Here is a 19,264-nt window from a genome sequence, read left to right on the forward strand (position 1 = left end):
ATTGAAAGAATAATATTATTATGTAGTTAATTTTGCTTAGAAAGGAAACTATTATATGAATATTAAAGATTATCATCAAGAAGATTTAACAAGTAGTCAAGACATTGATACTACGGTTACTGATTTAGAAAAAAGCGCTGCTGATTGGGTTGAACAAGCTGCCAAAAAAACTCATGCAGTTAGTGGTTCCACTTATGTCAAATTAGATCGTGGGGTTATGACAGTTGATCAATTAGATGCTTTCTTAAAAGCGCTGCCTTTAGAATTATCTTTTGTTGACGAAAACAATCAGTTCCTCTACTATAACCAGCAAATGTCAGGCGATAAAATGCTGGCTAAGCGCTTTCCCCAACAGGTAGGTAATCCCTTATCTGAAGTCCACCCACCACAAGCATTAGAGCATGTTAAACAAGTAGTCAACAAATTGCGCCAGGGACAAGAAACAATTGTTAAATTGCCAGTTCCTGGTTATGATGAGAATCATTTTGAAGTTCATTACTATGGTGCCATGCATGATAAGGACGGTGCCTATCGTGGTATTAACGAGTGGGTAGTAGATTTAATGCCCACGATTAAATGGTATTTACAACAAACCGGCCAAAAACTTGTTCCTGATGAAAATAAAACAGTGGATACTACTACAGGAGCCTCTCAACAACTAAAAACTCAAGAAAGTGAACAGCCCGATGCTAATACTGGAGCCTCTCAACATCAATAATTATTAAAAATATCTTTTCAAATTGTTTTGAAGTTAAGTACTAAATATTTTAATGGTAAACATCATCAAGCATAATTTCTCACACGTTCATTGTACAGTAATAAGGGTCTGGAACAAGCATTTGTCCCAGGCCCTTAAATTTATCCTTTATTTCAGATAATATTTGGGGGAAGATTTTATTAATATTACCCTTTATATACTTTGGCTAATTTTTCAAAACTCATACAGATATTGTTCGATAACTCAAAATCAAATTAATTTATATACTGAGACCATTTTTTACAATTTTACTAACGTGTATTAAAACCTGCTTCTTCTAAAACTTGCCTTACTTCTACTCCATCTTGTGGGTCAACATGAATTTCAACAACTATTTCGCCCAAGTGACGCGTAACCATTAAAGTTTGAATATTTAAATTATTTTTAGCTAACACCTCCCCAATTTTAAAAATCACGCCCGTTTTATCATGCTCAATAACTATTTGTACTACTTGTGCTTTTTGAAAATAATCCGTAATATCTAAAAAAGCATCCAAAATATCATTATTAGTAATCATTCCTACCACATTGTGATCTTTCATCACTGGCAATACTCCAATTTGATGCTGACGCATTTGATAAATTGCATCCTCTAAAGAAGCATCAGCTGCAATGGTCAAGACTTTTTTCGTCATAATTTGGGCAACTGTCATTTTGTTAAATAAATAATTCACTTCATAAATAGATAAACTAGTTGCAGATGATGGTGAAGCATGGGCAATAGTCCCAGAAGTGACCAACCCGACTAATTGATTGCCATCAATCACCGGCAAGCGGTGAATCTGATTATCTTTCATTAAACTAACTGCCTCATTAACTTTAGTCGTGGGGCGAACAGTAATTACATCTTTAGTCATATAATCAGCGACTGTCATTTCTCATCCTCCTAAATATGCCTTTTGTACGGCTGGATTAGCTAATAGTTCTTGCCCCGTACCACTAATAGTGACATGCCCCGCGGCTAAAACATAGGCCCGATTAGCAATTGCTAGTGCTTGACGAGCGTTTTGCTCAATTAATAAAACTGTTGTTCCTTGCTTTTGAATGGCCTGTACAATGTCAAAAATTTCTTGAATAAAAATCGGTGCTAATCCCATTGAAGGCTCATCTAGTAAAAGTAATTTTGGTTGGGACATCAAAGCACGCGCCATTGCTAACATTTGTTGTTCTCCACCAGACAAGGTGGCGGCGTCTTGATTTTGGCGTTGTTTCAAAATTGGAAATCGTTGATATACTTCCTGCAAGGAATCAGTAATGCTTTTGCGGTTTCGCCGTAAAAAGGCACCCATCTGTAAATTTTCCGCAACGGATAATCCTGCAAAAATATGACGGCCCTCAGGAACTTGGGCAATACCTGCAGCGACAATTTCAGGAGCTTTTTTTTGTTGGAGATTTTTCTGCTCATACAAAATACTGCCACTGGTAGGTTTTAATAATCCCGAAATAGTTTTAACAATCGTCGTTTTACCAGCACCATTTGCGCCAATTAAAGCGACAATTTCGCCTGTATTAATATTTAAGCTGACATCTTTAACCGCTTGGATGGCACCATAGTTCACTACTAAATTTTTAATTTGCAGCATTGTCATCCTCCTCGCCTAAATATGCTTTAATAACCGCTGAATTTTGTTGTATCTGAGATGGTGTTCCTTGAGCTAATAAAGAACCTTGATCTAAGACATAAATTTTTTCTGCTAAATTCATAACTAATGACATATCATGTTCAATTAATAAAATAGTAATATGAAAGTCACGCTGAATCATCTTTATTAAATCCGACAAATCAGCAGTCTCTTCAGGATTCATCCCTGCTGCTGGCTCATCTAAAAATAAAATTTGCGGCTTGGTGGCCAATGCTCGAACAATTTCCAAACGTCGCTGAATTCCATAAGGTAAGTTGCGTGCTAATTGATCAGCTTGCTGATCTAATTCAAAAATTTTCAATAAATGTAATGCAGCTTCGCGCATTTGCTGCTCTGCATGATAATACTTAGGCAAGCGCATAATAGAAGCAATAAAGCTTTCTTGATATTGATTAGTCAAGGCGATGAGGACATTTTCTAAAACACTTAAATCGCTAAAGAGACGAATATTTTGAAAAGTACGTGCCAAACCTAAATTGGCAATTTGCGTTGCCGACTTATTATTCAAGGAAATAGTACCATTGTCACCATGAAAAATGATAGCTCCTGAACTCGGTGAGATAACACCAGTTAGTAAGTTGAAAAGTGTAGTTTTACCAGCGCCATTAGGGCCAATAAGTGCGACCAATTCATTATTATCTAAAGTTAAAGAAACATTGCTAACAGCCGTTAAGCCACCAAAATTTTTGACTAAATTATCTACTTTTAAAATGGTAGTCATGATTTGGCCTCCTTTTTACGAGCAAATATTCGAGGTAAAGATATTTCATATCTACCCAACAAGCCAGTAGGTTTAAAGACCATAATTAAAATCAAGGCTAACGAGTAAATAACCATCCGTAAAGGACCAAAACTTTGCAAGGCAGTATCAATGACTCCAAGAACAATGGCAGCAACAAATGTACCCGTTAAGCTGCCGATACCGCCTAAAACAACAATAATTAAAATCGAAATTGATTCCATAATTCCAAAATTATTTGGAGTAATTGTCTGCAGATAAGAAGCATCTAAAGAACCTGCCACAGCCGCTGTAGCTGCACCTAAAACAAAGGCTGCTAATTTCCAAAAAGTTGTTTTAATTCCAAGAGATTCTGCAGCAATTTCATCTTCACGAACAGACTTAATTGCTCGTCCGGCGCGGCTATGAACAAAGTTAGCAATTATAATAGTAGTAATACAAACCATTACATATACCACTGGCCAAGAAGCAAATTTGGGAATATTAAACATTCCCGAAGGTCCGTTGGTAATTTTCAGATTATTAATAATAATCCGAATAATCTCTGCAGCTCCCATCGTTGCAATAGCTAAGTAATCGCCATGCAAACGCAAAGTCGGTACACCCACAATAATTGCTGCAATAATAGCAATGATTATTCCCACGATAATTGACAAATAGAAATTCAATGTATTGGGATGCTCCGAGGTAATAATTGCTGTAGCATAAGCACCAATTGCCATAAAGCCAGCATGGCCTAAGGAAAATTGTCCTGAAAAACCCACTACCAAATTTAAGCCCAAGGCTAAGATAATATTAATTCCAATAACTACTAACATATTTTCCAAAAATGAGTCAATAATGCCGACCAGTATTAAGGTATTCATTAGGATGAAGCCGACAACCATTAAACTCAGCCAAATTATATTGTACTTAAAATTTGCTTTCATCTGCTTACCCTTATACCTTTTCTTTAATATTTTTGCCCAAAATTCCTGCTGGTAGTATTAACAAAATAACGATTAAAACTAGATAAACTGCCGCATCTTTGTAGGCGGAAAGACCGACTGATTGCACCAATGTTTCCAAAAGGCCAATTAAAAATCCACCAATTGTTGCTCCGGGAACCGAACCAATCCCACCAACTACAGCAGCGACAAAGGCCTTAATACCTGGAGTCATCCCCATTAAGGGATCAATAGAGTTATAATACAAACCAATCAAAACTCCGGCAGCCCCTGCTAGAGCAGAACCAATCGCAAATGTAAAAGAAATTGTCTTATTAAGGCTAATACCAACTAATTCTGCTGCATCAGCATCTACTGATACCGCCCGCATCGCGGTGCCCATTTTGGTTTTTTTAATAATAAACTGCAAAGCTACCATTAGAATAGCTGCAGTGGCTAGAATCAAAATTTGAATATTAGAGATTAAGACGCCACCAAAATTATAGTTAACTTGTTTAATAACTTGGGGAAAATCACGCGCCGTCGAACCAAAGAGATAAGACATGCCATTTTCTAGGAAAAATGAAACCCCAATGGCGGTAATAAGCGCGGTAATTCTAGGAGCCTGACGTAAAGGCCGATAAGCAAAATACTCAATAATTACACCGCTAGCTGCGCCCACAATCATGGAAGAAAGTAGAGCTTCTAAAAAGTTAAAATGCCATAAATTGATGGAATAATACCCCCAAAAAGCTCCTAACATATAGATATCACCATGAGCAAAATTAATTAATTTAATAATGCCATAAACCATAGTATATCCAAGCGCCAGCAATGCATAAATACTGCCAAGTGATAAGCCATTAATTAGTTGCTGCCAAAAAGTTTGCACATCAGACTCCCCCTTCAATAAGCGTTTCTTTAAATTTTTATTTAATTGCGATAGAATTAGCTACTTTACCATTTTTAAGACTTTCAATAGCAATTGGTTTGGTTGCATTATGATGCTTATCGATTGTAATGGAACCAGTAACGCCATCATAATTCTTGATTTTGGCCAATCCAGCAGCAATTTTAGTTGAATCTGCCGATTTTTCTTTTTCAATTGCTTCCTTAATGATATACACAGAGTCATAAGCTAGAGCTGAAAATGTTGGTGCTTTTTGGTGGTAACGTTTTTGATAAGCAGAAATGAACTTACGTGCAGTAGCACTTTTACTTGCCTGACTAATAGAAAATGGTGTGGTGTAATAAATATTAGAAGCATTTTGTGCACCAGCAATTTGGGCCAATTTTGGATCAGCCATACCATCCGTACCAATAATAGGAACTTTAATTCCAGCTTGACGTGCTTGCTTAATAATCAAACCTACTTCGGAATAATATCCTGGTACATAAATTGCATCGACATTTTTACTCTTAAAAGAGGTCAAAACAGCATTAAAATCTTTATCACCGGCCGAAAAGGCTTGACTAGCTACAACTTTTCCCTTAAATGCATGCTTGAAGGACTTTGCCAGACCGGTACCATAGTCAGTGGAATTATCATAGAATACAGCAACTTTTCGCGCATTGAGGTTGTTATAAGTGAACTTAGCGGCAGTTGCACCTTGGAAATTATTTTGATAACAAGCTCGAAAAACATAAGGCTGTACTTTACCATTTTTTTGCATGGTAAATCCGGGATCAGTAGCTGAAGGACTGACAGCAGGAACGGCTGCCTTGGTAATATTCGGTGTTTGGGCAGTACCAGCATTAGTAGTCGCTGGCCCCACAATTGAAGTTACTTTGTCATTATTAGTAAGTTGAGCGGCAACAGATGCCGAGGTACTAGTGGCAGTTTTATTATCTTTAATAATAAGTTTGATTTTTTTCTTTTTATTGCCAACTTTAATACCACCATGTTGATTAATTTCATCTACTGCCAATTGAATACCCTGTTTTTGTTGATTACCATAGCCGCCCGCACCGCCTGACAATTCCATGTTGACGCCAATTTTGACATTATTTCCAGTTGCTTGAATACCTTTACTACCGCTAGAAGCAGTACTACATCCAGCCAAAGCCCCTACTGTTAGCATTATTGTTGCGATACTGTTAATAATTTTTTTATGCATGATTCTTCCTCCCAAATTGAATTATTAATAAATTTAATATAAAGAAAAACCCCATTCTTTAATGAATGGGGTTTGAAAAAACTATTGCGTTAAGCCCCATCATTAAAAACCAAAATAAGGACTTAACGAATATTTCACATCAATGTCAGGTCCTGGTATTTAATAATAAGGCTAAATCTTGACGAACGGCGGTTACAATCTCACTAATAGTAACTTGATAACTAATAACTGTCATGATTGTAACCTCCCTTAAAATTTATTAATTAATGGTACCAAGTATAAATAAATTCTCATTAACTGTCAAGAGTTTTTTAATTTTGTTTAATATAATTCGATAATCCAATTATCATCATGATCAGAATTATTAATCTTTTCTGGATGATCTAATAAATCAACATTAACTTTAGCTACCTTACCAGCAATAGGAGCTTCTAATTCGGTAACGGATTTGGCACCTTCTACTGAAATAATTGGATCTCCTTTTTGAACTTCTTTTAAATCATCAGGAAAATCTACAAATGATACTTCCCCTACTTCGTCCTGTCCTTCAGGACTTAGGCCTAAACGAATATGATTATTTTCTAATTTTTCCTGCCAAAAATATTGTTGCTCAGAATTATTTGTCAACTGAATCTTCTCCTTTAGTTTGTAGTTGTGGATGATGTTGAGCATATAGCTTTAAAATTTTCTGTACCTTTATTAATACATTAGGAATATGCTCAATACTTGGTGTCATAATCGTTTGTAACTCTTGAGTTGACAGTACTTGCGTAATTTTTGGATTGTTTTTAAGAACAGTACTTAAGTCCTGTTGTTTTTTATCTGCCAAAACTCGTACTTGATACAAAAGATCATGTGCCTGTTGGCGGCCACTACGTGGCGACATCGCCATCATCAAAGTACCTGAGAACATTGTACCATCATCTAATTGCAAATTGGTAAACATTTTCTTAGTATTAAAAGTTCCTTTGGTCAACAAAACTAATGCATAATTTAGTTGTCCGGAAAGATACATATTCATAGCTGGTAACCATGTCACACCACAAAAAAAACTGAAAATAAGAATCTCAAAGATTAATATTTTCAGTTATTATTAATTATTCACCTAAATAAGCAAAGGCTTGCTGCTCATTATATAAATATAGTATTTTCCCATAAACAAATCGAGATGCTACTGCTGCTATAATTGGGATAATAAACCAAACTAAAGCCGCTATTAGGATATTAATACTTAAATCACCTACATCTAGTGAAGCCAAGGGCCCTACTAATCCTACTAGACCAAAGCCGGCTGAAGCTGGAGTGCCAGCTACCTGGAACAAAGCCACTGGAATAGCTGAAATAATTGCCGTTGTCATAACCGGTAAAAGAATAATTGGATAGCGGAATAAGTTGGGAATCATCATTTTCATTGCACCTAAAGCAACCGCTAAGGTTACACCAGACTTGTTAGTTTTCCAAGAATGAACGACCAATACAATTGTTGTAGCTGCCACGCCCATTGCTGCCGCACCTGCAGAAATGCCATTTAATTGAATAGCCATCCCAATAGCAACAGTAGAAATTGGTGTGATAATGAGTAATGCAAACATGCAAGAAATTAAAATACACATGACGACAGGCTGGAAATTAGTAAACGAGTTGACTAAATCACCAATCCAAGTAGTGATTCTAGCCACATAAGGTAAAAGTAAATAGCCAATCCAACCTACTCCACCACCAATAATAATCGGTCCTAAAACAATTTTTACTGAGCCTAACTTACTGCCAATTAATAATGTTACCCACACTGCTAAAGCCGCAGTAATCATCGTATTAATCAAGTCACCTGTTCCTGAAGAAACATAAACTCCATTAATCTTAGTTGCTGGATTAAATTTAGTAACCCCCGAACCAACATAGGCGGCAGCTGCTACGGATGCAATATCTACAGGCAACAGCTTAAATTGGTAAGCCACCAATGCTCCAATTAGTAATGGCGTGGCACATTGAAAGATAATTAAAGCATGACTTAACGATAAAACCCATGCACTTTGTCCAAATAATTTTAAAACAGCCGAAATAACGGCGTTAGGAATTAATCCAACAATAATTCCTGTTGCTGTACCTGCAAGCACATTATTAAAAAATATTTTAGCCGAGCTTTTTGGAGAAGCGGTTGATATACTCATAATCTTTCTCCTTATTTATTAAGCAGTTGCTCCTTGGCATGAATCAGCTGGGTAATTAAAGCACAATAAGGAGTAGCTACTCCGTATTCTTGTCCCCGACGCCAGACAGCACCATTAATAAAATCAACTTCAGTTTGGCGATGATTTTTAATTAAGTCTTGATACATAGATGGATAGTGATCGGCAATATCACCATTAAAGGTTTCCGCAACATGTTGATAAACTTCGGCTTGATCTAATTCAATTCCTTCATGGGATGCAACCGCAGCAAATTCAGCAATAATCGTTTTTAATAGATCCTCTGCCTCTTTAGTTTGTCCCAATTCACCGATGTTGCAATCTAAAATGGAGCATAAAGTATTTAAAGTTCCATTTACACAAGCCTTACGCCAGATCGAATAACGTGCATTTTCGCTATATTTAGGATATAAACCGGCTTTTTCAAAGACTTTTTCAACCTCTAAAGTAAATTCTTTGCCAGCGGGATCATAATTTTGTAATTCGACATTACCGGTTCCAAATAAGGTTGCATTACCCGGTCCTGCTAAGCCGGCAGTCCACATAGTAATTCCTAAGATGAGACGTTGTGCTGGCACATATTTTTTCAAAATTTCTTCATGGCCCATTCCATTTAACAGACATAAAACATAGGTATGAGGTCCAATTAAATTTTGTACTTTGCTAAACGCGTCATCTAATTGATAAGACTTCGTAAATGCAATCATTAAATCTGGCTGATAATCCGGCAGTTTTTGTGCCTCTTCTAATGAATAAATTGGCATTTTATCAGCGACATGCTTACCATTAAGGTTAGCTTGAACGCCATTTTGTCGAATAGCTGCTAAATTCTCATCCCAGCCATCAATTAACACCAGGTCGTTTCCGCTTTTATGTAACTCTAAAGCAAACCGACTACCCATAGCTCCAACACCAACCATTGCAATTTTCATTTTTATTCCTCCTTAATATTAAACAATTAATTAAAATTAATTATTTCTAATCTAAATTAAAATATATTTTAACAGGTAATTAATAATTGTCAATCGTTTATTTGCCAAAAATTCAATATATTAGCAACTAAAATGATAATTTACAACTTTTTAGTATCAATTTACAATGATGGTGTTTAATTAATATTTAATTTAAAAAACCTCATAATCATTAGGCAATTGCTAACAATTATGAGGTAATTAATTAGTTCAGAAGTAATCAAAATATCTAATTATTAAAATTCTTGCCAAAATGCTTGTGCCAAGGCTTGATAAAATTGGCAACCCCGAAGATATTTGGCAACTGTTACATACTCATTTGGCTGATGATCAGTGGTGCCGTCAGCTGGTCCAACAATAATGATTGGTAAATTTTGAACTTGATGGTATTCGGAAGCATCAGTTGCACCCACCCCAGCAGTGAGGTTGCCACTTAAATGAAATTGCTCCTGCAGTACATGACTGGCCAACTGGGCTAAGCGCGTATGAGCTTGGGTAGGTAACGGTGGTTCTGGATAGCTATAGGTTATCTTTAATTGAGCCCCAGAAGCATTTAATTGCTGGACAATTTTATCTAATTGCTGCATCACCAATTCATTAGAATAAGCGGGTATTGTCCGAATATTGCCTGTCAGCCAAGCATGAGCGGGAACTGTATTAATTTGAGAACCGCCTTGGATTTGACTGATAACATGTGTCAATTTCCCTAAAGTGGAATCTACTTGATTATCAGCTGCCAATACAATTTGCGCTTGATGAACGAATTCAATCAAAGGTAAAATCGCATTTTTACCAAGATCGGGCTGTGAAGAATGCACGCTTTTACCGAGGGACTCTAATTTATAATCGATTACTCCCTTATGAGTTACCCGAACTTGTAAATCAGTTGGTTCACCGATAACTAAGCCTTGTAAATCACTCGCATATCCTGCTTGTGTTAATTGTGCCGCACCGTATTCACCTGTTTCTTCACCAACTGAAGCTAATAATCGAATGCGTCCCGCTAAGGGTTGACCATTATTTAATAAATCTAACATAGCAACTATCATTGCTGCTAATCCCGATTTCATATCGCTAGCCCCACGACCATAAAGTTTGCCATCTTTGATCGTTGCACTAAAGGGTGGATAATCCCAATCCTTATTAGAATCAACCGCCACAACATCTTCATGCCCCGAAAATCCTAGCAATGGACCCTTTTCACCAATTGTGACCACTAGATTGTCACGTCCCGGTGCATAGCGTACTCGCTGCACTTGTGCTGGATAATCGGCAAATAATTGTGCTATATAATCGGCTACTTGAGCTTCTTGATCATTAATTGACGGAATGGCAATTAAATCTGAAAGAATTTTTAAAGCCTGTTGTTTTTCCATGGTTTTCTCCTATGCCTCCAAAATCTTTGCTAAAAAGTCTTTAGCTCTAGCAGTTTGGGGATGGGCAAAAAATTCTTGCGGTTTATTAGTTTCTTGAATATAGCCGTCGGCCATGAACCAAACTTGATTAGCTACATTTTTAGCAAAGCCCATTTCATGAGTTACCACAACCATAGTCATTCCTTCGGTCGCTAAGTCTTGCATTACCTTTAACACTTCTCCTACCATTTCTGGATCTAGAGCCGAAGTTGGTTCATCAAATAACATTACTTTAGGATTCATTGCTAAAGCCCGCGCAATTGCTACCCGTTGCTGTTGACCACCTGAAAGATTATCTGGAAAGGCTTCTGCTTTATCTGCTAAACCAACTTGAGCAAGTAATTTTTCTGCTAGTTGGGTTGCTTCCTGATCAGAAAGTCCTTTTACCTTCATCGGCGCCATTTTCAGATTTTCTAGTACATTTTTATGAGGAAATAAATTAAAACTCTGAAAAACCATACCCATTTGTTGACGAAGTTGATCCAAATGCTGATCATCTAAAGCTGTCAATTCATCACCGTCAAAGAATACCTGACCATCGGTAGGCTTATCCAATAAATTCAAACAACGTAAAAAAGTACTCTTACCAGCTCCCGAAGGCCCAATCAGACAAATCACTTGGCCATCATAGACATTTTCAGTAATATCTTTAAGAACTTCATTTTTACCAAAAGCTTTTTTTAAGTGTTTAACTGCAATCACTGGCTTATTTTCTTGTGTATTCTTATTCATGTGACATATCTCCTTCAAAATGTTTCATTAACCGTGAAATTCCAAATGTGATTATAAAGTAAAGAATCATAGTAATTACTAATGGCATTACTCCCCGATAAGTATCCGCTTGAACAATTTTTGATTGATAGATCAAATCCTTGACACCAATAACTGATACTATTGAACTTTCCTTAATTAAGGAAATAAATTCATTACCTAAGGCTGGCCAAATATTTTTCATTGCTTGCGGTAAGATAACATATTTCATAGTCGTAGAGCGTGACATTCCTAAAGACCGTGACGCTTCCGTTTGCCCAATAGGAATTGAATTAATTCCTGACCGTATAACTTCCGCCACATAGGCAGCAGAATTTAAGGAGACCGCTATGATCCCAGATAACAAAGCCGGAATATTGACCACTAAACCTAAACCAAAGTAAACAAACAATAATTGCACCATTAGCGGTGTTCCCCGCACAAATTCAATATAAGCTGTCCCAATGGCATGAGCTATTTTGTTATGGCTTAACCGCATTAAAGCAAAGATAATGCCTAATAAAAATCCGAAAAATACTGAAATTGCCGAAATTAATAAGGTATAACCTAAGCCAGCTACAAAAAAGTCTTTATAAGCCCACATTGAATTGCTGGATTTATTACTTTTAGCTTTTTTGTTTTTAGAACCCTTAAAACTACCAGTAGTCATATACTTACCAGCTTCGGGTAAGTATTTTTTAGAAATTAAATTTTTAGCTTTAATTTCTGAAATGGATTGATTAGCGGCATTAACTAAAGACTGTGAGCCCTTGGGAAACGCAATTGCTGTTCCTGGAACTTTAATCTTAAATTTGGCATCAACAGCTATTAAGCCGTTAGTATTATTGGCATAGGCCTCAGCGGAAGCTTGATCCAAAACCACTGCGGCAACTTTATGCGTTTGTAAAGCTAATATCAAATCAGTAATCTTATCCATACCCTTTAAAGTTGACTTTTTGGCTTGATCTTTCACTAAGTTATATTGAATAGAACCAGTTTGAGCACCAACAGCCTGTCCGGCTAAATCTTTATAGGTCTTGTATTTATTTTTATCAGCTTCATGGATGACCATATACATTCCACCGTGAAAATAGACATCACTAAAGTCTACACTTTGGGCCCGTTTTGCAGTTTTACTCATCCCAGCCATGACCATATCAACCTTGCCAGTTTGTAAAGCTACTAATAATGAATCAAAATCCATCGACTTAATTACTAATTTAACACCCATATTTTGGGCAATTTTCTGCGCAATAGCTACATCCATCCCTACAATCTTGGATTTGCCATGAGCCATAAATTCATAAGGGGGGAAATCTGGACTCGTGCCCATCACCAAAGTACCCTTATCTTTTACCTTTTGTAAATATTGATCACTAGCGGGTGCAGGTGCATTATCCGCTGCTTGTACCAAAGCACTTCCTGTACTACTGATAAATAATATTGTTGCTAACATAATAGTTAGCCATTGCCAAATTTTTTTCATTTTGCTTGCTCCTTTATATTTATGTTATTTAACATGTGCTGTCAGGTGGATTTGCATGATTTGCTTCATAAATTACCTCAGCTTTCTAAAAAATAAAAAGGGAAAGCCCACAATGAGACTTCCCCAATTACCAAAAGAAAAAGCCTGCATGTGAGAATCCATGCAGACTTAGATTTACTAGAGAATGAAGTCGGCATGAACACGAACTGACGTCTCAGGTCGTATCCATCCAAAACGGAATCAACCCGAGTATTACCGGCTTCGCAGGCGAATATTTAACTGTGATAAGTATGAGTTAATCATAGCCCTTTCTCCTTAACTTTATCTAATTGATTTTTAATTTTACATAAAGCAAATGACTCTGTCAAGCAATTTTTTAATATAACTTTTAAGAGAGGGCTTATACATTCTGAAGCTACTTGTCGGAGCGTTAGTTCTTAGATATAATTAAAAAGGTATAATTAAAGATATTAACCTAAACCCTGTACATTAAAAATTAAATTAAAGGATTAAAAGAGGTGATATCAACATGAAAAATGGTAGTAAAATTGCTGCAGTTTTATTAATTTCACTAGGATTAATGGGCTGCCAACAATCCAAAACTAGTTCAAGTAGCAATGTTAATAAAGAGCAAACTACTCACATTAAAAGCACTAACAAAACTAAACAGCCCCATAAAGCTACATCATCAACTAAACATGTGGATCATCAACAAACTGCTGAACAACCCCAAAGTACTCCATCTCTTAACCAACAATCAAATAATCAGCCAGCTGTTCCTAAAGAAAGTACTGTTAACACCAACGCCGACCATAATTCTACTACTAGCAATCAAAAACCAGCATCAACTCCACAAACACCTGCTGAAAAATCAACATCAGAAACACCCGTGGTACAAAATTTTGAACAAGCTACTACAATCTTAGAAAATTATTTAGGAAATCAATATAATTATGTCTTTAATGGTACCCAAACTTACAATAATCAACCAGCTTATTATATTAACATTTATCAACAAAATGATGACCACCCTTCCGGTGGCTATCTAGTATTGGCTAGCGGAAAAATTATTAGAAGTTGGTAAAATATCTATTAAGCTTAAAAACCAAAGGACAACAAGAGGCATTCTAATATTTTTAGAATGCCTTTTGTAATACATAAATAGATAAGGTGGATAAGTTTTATCTGTTCAGAGCAAATCGTGTTTTAAAAATAGTTATAGTAGTAATTACCTATAAATTCCCACCTTATCTATCATAATTACTATACAAAACATTCCCAATCACACGTATTTACGGTTGCAAAATCAATTATTTTGGACACCAGCCAATCTTATAAGTAGATAATCACTTAAAAATATAAAAAATAAGAGAAGATATCTCCATCTTCTCTTATTAACCGTTGTTATAGATTTTTGTAATATCTATGGTTTTAAAACTAAATGCTGATTAACAAAAGCTTCGATACCTAAGGAACTAAGTTCACGTCCGTAACCAGAATTCTTAATCCCACCAAATGGCATATCTGGTGTGGAAGACCAACCAGAGTTAATAAAGGACATTCCAGTTTCAATTTTAGCAGCAACTTTGGCAGCATGCTCCACATCGCTAGAAAAGACCGTTCCACCGAGGCCGTAGCTCGAATCATTAGCTAATTGAATTGCCTCAGCTTCATCATGAACGCGATATACGGATGCTACCGGGCCAAATAATTCTTGATTAAAAATCGGATTATCGTGATCAATATCTGTTAAAATCGTTGGTTGGAAAAATTGTCCTGGTAAATCTACAGGCTCATTACCATAGTACACCTTAGCTCCACCAGCAATAGCATCATTAACCTGAGATTGCAATTTATCTTTAGCACTTTTAGAAGATAAGGGAGCTAAAGTAGTGCTTGAATCCATAGGATCTCCCATTTTAACCTGACTAAAAGCATTCTTTAATAGTTCTAAAAATTGATCATACATACTATCCATGACAATAAAACGTTTAGAAGAAGTGCAGACTTGGCCTGCATTATAAAGACGTGCTTGAGGAACTACTTCCTTTAATTCGTCCCAATTGGCATCATCTAAAATAATAAAGGCATCATTGCCGCCCAATTCCAAAGTTGATTTCTTCAAAGCCTTGCCAGCTGTTGCTGCGATTGATGTACCCGCACGCTCTGAGCCTGTTAAGCAAACCCCGGCAACGCGTGGATCTTCGATAGCTTTAGCTACTTGATCATAATTAATAAAGAGATTTGTTAAAGTCCCCGCCGGCGCTCCGGATTCTGCTACCAAATCAGCAAACATCTGCACTGACATTGGACAAATAGAAGCCGACTTTAAAATCATCGGATTACCAACCATAATATTAGGAGCCAAAACCCGCATTATCTGATACAATGGGAAATTCCAAGGCTCAACTGCTACAATCACGCCCGTAGACTGCTTTAGATAATAAGCATTACCCTGCTTGGTTTTTAGAGGAACTGGTTGCAATAATTCTGCTCCATGCTCTGCATAATATTGTGCAATCCAAATACATAAATCCACTTCACCTTGAGCCTCAGTTAAAAGCTTACCCATATCATAGGTCATTGCGCGCGCCAAATCATCGCGCTTTTTTTGCATTAAATCCGCAATATTTAATAAAATCTGACTGCGATTTTGCGGATCATCCTGACGCCACTGTTGATATAACTGATGTCCTGCTGTTAAGGCTTGTTCTAAGTCAGCATCAGAAGCATTATCATACTCTTGCATAACTTCATTATTATAAGGATAAATTGTTTTATATGCCATTATTTTTCTCCCTTGTTAAACTTCAAACATTGGTATGACCGTTAGTTTAATTGTTTCGTACCAATTACTAAATTCATTATATTATGCAAACGTTTAAAAGCAAATTATTGTGCTTGTTAACTAGCTAACTAATTCTCAGCAAAATAATCATATAATTGTTCGGTAGTTAATTGAGCTTTGTCCGAACCAGAAAAATCAGCTTGCACTTGTCCATCTTTTAAGACCAATAAGCGATTACCATATTGTAGAGCATCTTCTAATTGATGAGTAATCATCAAAGCTGTTAGCCGATCTGCTTGGATATGTTGATTAGTAGCCTGTAATAAAGCTTCACTAGTATGGGGATCTAAAGCGGCTGTATGCTCATCTAATAGGATAATATCCGGACGCTTGAGCACCGCCATCAAAAAGCTGAGGGCCTGGCGTTGCCCGCCTGATAGCGCTCCAGTAGCAGTATTTAAATGTTCTTCTAAACCATTATTCATACTAGCAGCTAGATCTTTAAATTGGGGTAAATAATTCTTTAAATGTCGGGAACGTAAAGTTCGCCTTTCCCCTCTTTTCAATGCTAATAACAGATTTTCAGCAACAGTCATTCGCGGAGCCGTTCCCATTTTGGGGTCTTGAAACACACGACTCAAAAACTGGGTATGCTGTTCTTCTGACATGTTGGTAATATCTTGGCCATTATGAAAAATTTGGCCTGCACTAACTGTTAATAAGCCACTAATAACATTGAATAGGGTCGATTTACCGGCACCATTAGTACCAACTACAGTAATAAAATCACCTTGGTTAATCTGCAAATTAATCTGCTTTAAAATTTGGGTTTCTTGCGCTGTTCCTTGATTAACAGCTGTACTGACATTTTTTAGTTCCAATATTGGACTAGTCATAATGTTGTACCCCCTTCAACAATGTTTTTCGTAGGCGCAAATGTTTTTCTAATTGCGGCAACATCATACAAAATGCCAAAACTAAAGATGATAATAAGTTCAAATCATTGGCATTAAAGCCTAATTGTAAGACGGCTAATAATAATAAACGGTAAATAATACTACCTAACGTGACTGCTACTAAACGTTGATTTAAAGTTAATTCACCAAAGACTACTTCGCCAATAATAATTGAAGCTAAGGCAATAACAATGGTTCCAATTCCCATATTAATATCAGCATAGCCGTTGCTTTGGGCAATTAAAGCGCCGCAAACACCGACTAATCCATTAGAAATCATCAGCCCCATAATAATCATATTGTCAGTTTTAATGCCTAAAGATTTCGCCATTTGTGGATTATCTCCAGTAGCAATAAAGGCTTGTCCCCATTCAGTTTGTAAGATAAAAATTAAAACTACAGTAATAATTAAAATGACTAAAGCCCCAATTAGCACGCTATCAAAGTACTGAGGCAAGCCTTGTAAAAATTTGCTGCTAAATAAAGTTTTTTGGCCCAATAATGAAATATTGGATTTACCCATAATCCGTAAATTAATTGAATATGCAGCTGTCATCACTAAAATTCCTGCTAATAAGCTTGGAATTTTACCTTTTGTATACAACAAGCCAGTAATTAAACCTGCCACTAAGCCAGCGCCAAAAGCTAATAAAGTCGCTAACAGTGCAGAGCAGCCATGTGTTAATGCCGTTACTGCTACAGCAGCTCCTAGCGGAAAAGTTCCTTCGACTGTCATATCAGCAAAATTTAATATTCTAAATGTTAAGTATAGCCCGAGGCCTAATAAAGCCCATAAAAGTCCTTGTCCAATTGCCGAAACCATTAAATTCATTATTTAAAAACCTCCCCTTTACTTTGAGCTTCATGTAAGAAGCGTGAAGGTACTTTAATACCTAATTTTCGAGCTTGTTTGAGATTAACCACTGGATCTCCATGACGGACATATTCAATGGGAGTAGTTGCTGGCTGTTTTTGCCCCTTTAACAAAGCCGCTGTTAAATGTCCCCCCATTATCCCCAGTTTATATTGATTAATACTATAAGTAGCCACGCCTCCTTGCTTCACCATAGTATCAACAGCAGGAAAAACTGGTTTATTGACAGCATCAGCATTCTTAACCAAAGTTTGCATAGCCCCAGCAATTACATTATCTGCTGGTACTATCACTGCATCCACTTGCTGCAGCATTTGCTGAGATACTTGATTTAAGTCGTTACTGTTAGAAATTGAGTAAGACTTTAATGAAATATTCAACTGGCGCGCTTTTTTGACTATTAGCTTATACTCAGCTACTGCAGAGCTATCACTGGAGGTATAAATCACCCCTAGAGTTTGTAAATGGGGCATAAATTCTTGAATGAGCCGCAATTGCTCAGCTACCGGTGACAAGTTAGATACACCAGTGATATTACCTCCCGGGTGTTGAAAATTCTTTACTAATCCAGCCGTTTTTGGATCCGTAACTGCTCCTAAGACAAGGGGAATTTTTTTAGTAGCATTAGCCAACGCTTGAGAGGCTGGAGTAGTAATACCCACAACAACATTGGAATTTTCATTGACAAGCTTAGAGGCCATGGTTTTCAGGTTGCTTTGATCACCTTGAGCATTTTGATAGTCTATCTGAATATTTTTGCCATTATGATAGCCTTTTTCGGCTAAGCCAGCCGTAAATCCCTCTTGAATCTGGTCTAAAGCTGGATGATGCATTAAAGTTAAAACACCAACTCGTACTTGTGACTGGGATGTTAAATGCTTATTTTCGCTAAAAAAAGCCACTATTAAAAACATTACTAAAATACTAATAAATGCCACCATACGTTTCATCGAAATAACCACCCTTCAACAATTAAAAAAAGAGGAACCATTTTTAGGCTCCTCTTCATGACAAAAGAAAAAGCCTGCATCAAGATTTCATGCAGACTTCTAAATATTAGAAATGAGCCGGCATGAATACGAACTGAATTACTCAGGCCGCATCCATGACGGAATTAACCCAAGTTACCGGCTTTGCCAACGAATATTCAACTGTAAGCTTGAGTTAGTCATCATTTTCTCCTTCTGTCATCTAAATTAAGTAAAATTATAAAGATAAAATTTGCCAGTGTCAACTAGTAATTTATTTATCTAAACTATTATAATGTTCATCACTGACAGGCTCCAACCATTCTGGAGTACCAGCAGTTATTGCCAGGTGTGAAAACCAACTATCTTTAGTGGCACCATGCCAATGCTTGATACCATCATGAGTTACCACTACGTCACCTGGCATTAAATGTTGAGCAGGTTTGCCTTCTTCTTGATACCAGCCTTCACCGCCAGTCACTAATAATATTTGATAACCGTTATGATGAATATGCCAGTTATTACGGCATCCCGGTTCAAACGTTACATTACCGACGCCCACATTGACATCAGGATCATTAACCAAATTATTTAAATAGCTTTGTCCAATAAAATATTGCGCATAAGCGTCATTTTTTGCGCCAAGAGCAAATATACCTTTTTTAACTGCTTCATTCTTTGCCAT

At 36.7% G+C, this 19,264-nt stretch carries 20 protein-coding genes; 2 read left to right on the forward strand and 18 right to left on the reverse strand.

The genetic code is table 11. The features are described 5' to 3' along the window. The first annotated feature begins 55 nt into the window (after positions 1–55). Complete coding sequence (locus tag EQ827_RS01005) at positions 56–718, forward strand: PAS domain-containing protein (protein ID WP_181189112.1); 663 nt, start codon at positions 56–58, stop codon at positions 716–718. Positions 719–1,008: 290 nt separating this feature from the next. Here the strand turns inward: EQ827_RS01005 and EQ827_RS01010 are convergent, their stop codons facing one another. The 13 genes from EQ827_RS01010 to EQ827_RS01070 all read right to left on the reverse strand — a co-directional run bounded on the left by EQ827_RS01010 (position 1,009) and on the right by EQ827_RS01070 (position 12,993). Continuing rightward, positions 1,009–1,632 (reverse strand): CBS domain-containing protein, encoded by a 624-nt coding sequence (locus EQ827_RS01010; RefSeq protein WP_181189113.1) that lies wholly within the window; start codon positions 1,630–1,632, stop codon positions 1,009–1,011. 3 nt (positions 1,633–1,635) lie between these two features. Continuing rightward, positions 1,636–2,340, reverse strand: a complete 705-nt coding sequence (locus EQ827_RS01015; protein ID WP_181189114.1) for an ABC transporter ATP-binding protein — start codon at positions 2,338–2,340, stop codon at positions 1,636–1,638. Next, the gene (locus EQ827_RS01020) at positions 2,327–3,121 is read right to left on the reverse strand and encodes an ABC transporter ATP-binding protein (protein WP_181189115.1); all 795 of its coding nucleotides are present in this window, start codon (positions 3,119–3,121) and stop codon (positions 2,327–2,329) included. Before EQ827_RS01020 ends, EQ827_RS01015 begins: the two co-directional genes overlap by 14 nt. Then, a complete protein-coding gene (locus tag EQ827_RS01025; RefSeq protein ID WP_181189116.1) occupies positions 3,118–4,068 on the reverse strand; it encodes a branched-chain amino acid ABC transporter permease in 951 nt (316 codons plus the stop codon). Before EQ827_RS01025 ends, EQ827_RS01020 begins: the two co-directional genes overlap by 4 nt. Before the next feature lie 10 nt (positions 4,069–4,078). Next, a complete protein-coding gene (locus EQ827_RS01030) occupies positions 4,079–4,957 on the reverse strand; it encodes a branched-chain amino acid ABC transporter permease (RefSeq protein ID WP_181189117.1) in 879 nt (292 codons plus the stop codon). A gap of 37 nt (positions 4,958–4,994) precedes the next feature. After that, positions 4,995–6,182, reverse strand: a complete 1,188-nt coding sequence (locus EQ827_RS01035) for an ABC transporter substrate-binding protein (RefSeq protein ID WP_181189118.1) — start codon at positions 6,180–6,182, stop codon at positions 4,995–4,997. Positions 6,183–6,503: 321 nt separating this feature from the next. Beyond that, a complete protein-coding gene (locus EQ827_RS01040; protein WP_258231765.1) occupies positions 6,504–6,809 on the reverse strand; it encodes a glycine cleavage system protein H in 306 nt (101 codons plus the stop codon). Further along, positions 6,799–7,221 (reverse strand): hypothetical protein, encoded by a 423-nt coding sequence (locus tag EQ827_RS01045; RefSeq protein ID WP_181189120.1) that lies wholly within the window; start codon positions 7,219–7,221, stop codon positions 6,799–6,801. The genes EQ827_RS01040 and EQ827_RS01045 overlap by 11 nt, the downstream gene beginning before the upstream one ends. 58 nt (positions 7,222–7,279) lie before the next feature. Continuing rightward, positions 7,280–8,353, reverse strand: a complete 1,074-nt coding sequence (locus EQ827_RS01050; RefSeq protein ID WP_181189121.1) for a PTS sugar transporter subunit IIC — start codon at positions 8,351–8,353, stop codon at positions 7,280–7,282. An 11-nt stretch (positions 8,354–8,364) separates the two neighbouring features. Beyond that, positions 8,365–9,303, reverse strand: a complete 939-nt coding sequence (locus tag EQ827_RS01055) for a 2-dehydropantoate 2-reductase (protein ID WP_181189122.1) — start codon at positions 9,301–9,303, stop codon at positions 8,365–8,367. Positions 9,304–9,578: 275 nt separating this feature from the next. Beyond that, positions 9,579–10,718 (reverse strand): ArgE/DapE family deacylase, encoded by a 1,140-nt coding sequence (locus tag EQ827_RS01060; protein ID WP_181189123.1) that lies wholly within the window; start codon positions 10,716–10,718, stop codon positions 9,579–9,581. Between the two features lie 9 nt (positions 10,719–10,727). Further along, entirely contained in the window at positions 10,728–11,489 is a 762-nt protein-coding gene (locus tag EQ827_RS01065; RefSeq protein WP_219912603.1) for an amino acid ABC transporter ATP-binding protein, read from the reverse strand. Beyond that, positions 11,482–12,993, reverse strand: coding sequence for an ABC transporter substrate-binding protein/permease (locus EQ827_RS01070; protein WP_181189124.1), 1,512 nt, complete (start codon positions 12,991–12,993; stop codon positions 11,482–11,484). Before EQ827_RS01070 ends, EQ827_RS01065 begins: the two co-directional genes overlap by 8 nt. A gap of 529 nt (positions 12,994–13,522) precedes the next feature. Between EQ827_RS01070 and EQ827_RS01075 the strand changes: the two genes are divergently transcribed. Continuing rightward, positions 13,523–14,077: a hypothetical protein gene (locus EQ827_RS01075; RefSeq protein WP_181189125.1), complete on the forward strand. Its 555-nt coding sequence runs from the start codon at positions 13,523–13,525 to the stop codon at positions 14,075–14,077. Positions 14,078–14,416: 339 nt separating this feature from the next. Here the strand turns inward: EQ827_RS01075 and EQ827_RS01080 are convergent, their stop codons facing one another. The 5 genes from EQ827_RS01080 to EQ827_RS01100 form a co-directional block, all read right to left on the reverse strand. Then, positions 14,417–15,781, reverse strand: coding sequence for an NAD-dependent succinate-semialdehyde dehydrogenase (locus EQ827_RS01080; RefSeq protein ID WP_181189126.1), 1,365 nt, complete (start codon positions 15,779–15,781; stop codon positions 14,417–14,419). Between the two features lie 128 nt (positions 15,782–15,909). Beyond that, the gene (locus EQ827_RS01085) at positions 15,910–16,677 is read right to left on the reverse strand and encodes an ABC transporter ATP-binding protein (RefSeq protein WP_181189127.1); all 768 of its coding nucleotides are present in this window, start codon (positions 16,675–16,677) and stop codon (positions 15,910–15,912) included. Beyond that, complete coding sequence (locus EQ827_RS01090) at positions 16,670–17,569, reverse strand: ABC transporter permease (protein ID WP_181189128.1); 900 nt, start codon at positions 17,567–17,569, stop codon at positions 16,670–16,672. Before EQ827_RS01090 ends, EQ827_RS01085 begins: the two co-directional genes overlap by 8 nt. Further along, on the reverse strand, positions 17,569–18,561 hold the full coding sequence (gene trpX / locus EQ827_RS01095; RefSeq protein WP_181189129.1) for a tryptophan ABC transporter substrate-binding protein: 993 nt from the start codon (positions 18,559–18,561) through the stop codon (positions 17,569–17,571). Before trpX ends, EQ827_RS01090 begins: the two co-directional genes overlap by 1 nt. Positions 18,562–18,853: 292 nt before the next feature. Further along, complete coding sequence (locus EQ827_RS01100; RefSeq protein WP_181189130.1) at positions 18,854–19,264, reverse strand: cupin domain-containing protein; 411 nt, start codon at positions 19,262–19,264, stop codon at positions 18,854–18,856.

The organism is Bombilactobacillus bombi, from assembly GCF_013607485.1.
Taxonomy (GTDB): Bacteria; Bacillota; Bacilli; order Lactobacillales; family Lactobacillaceae; genus Bombilactobacillus; species Bombilactobacillus bombi_A.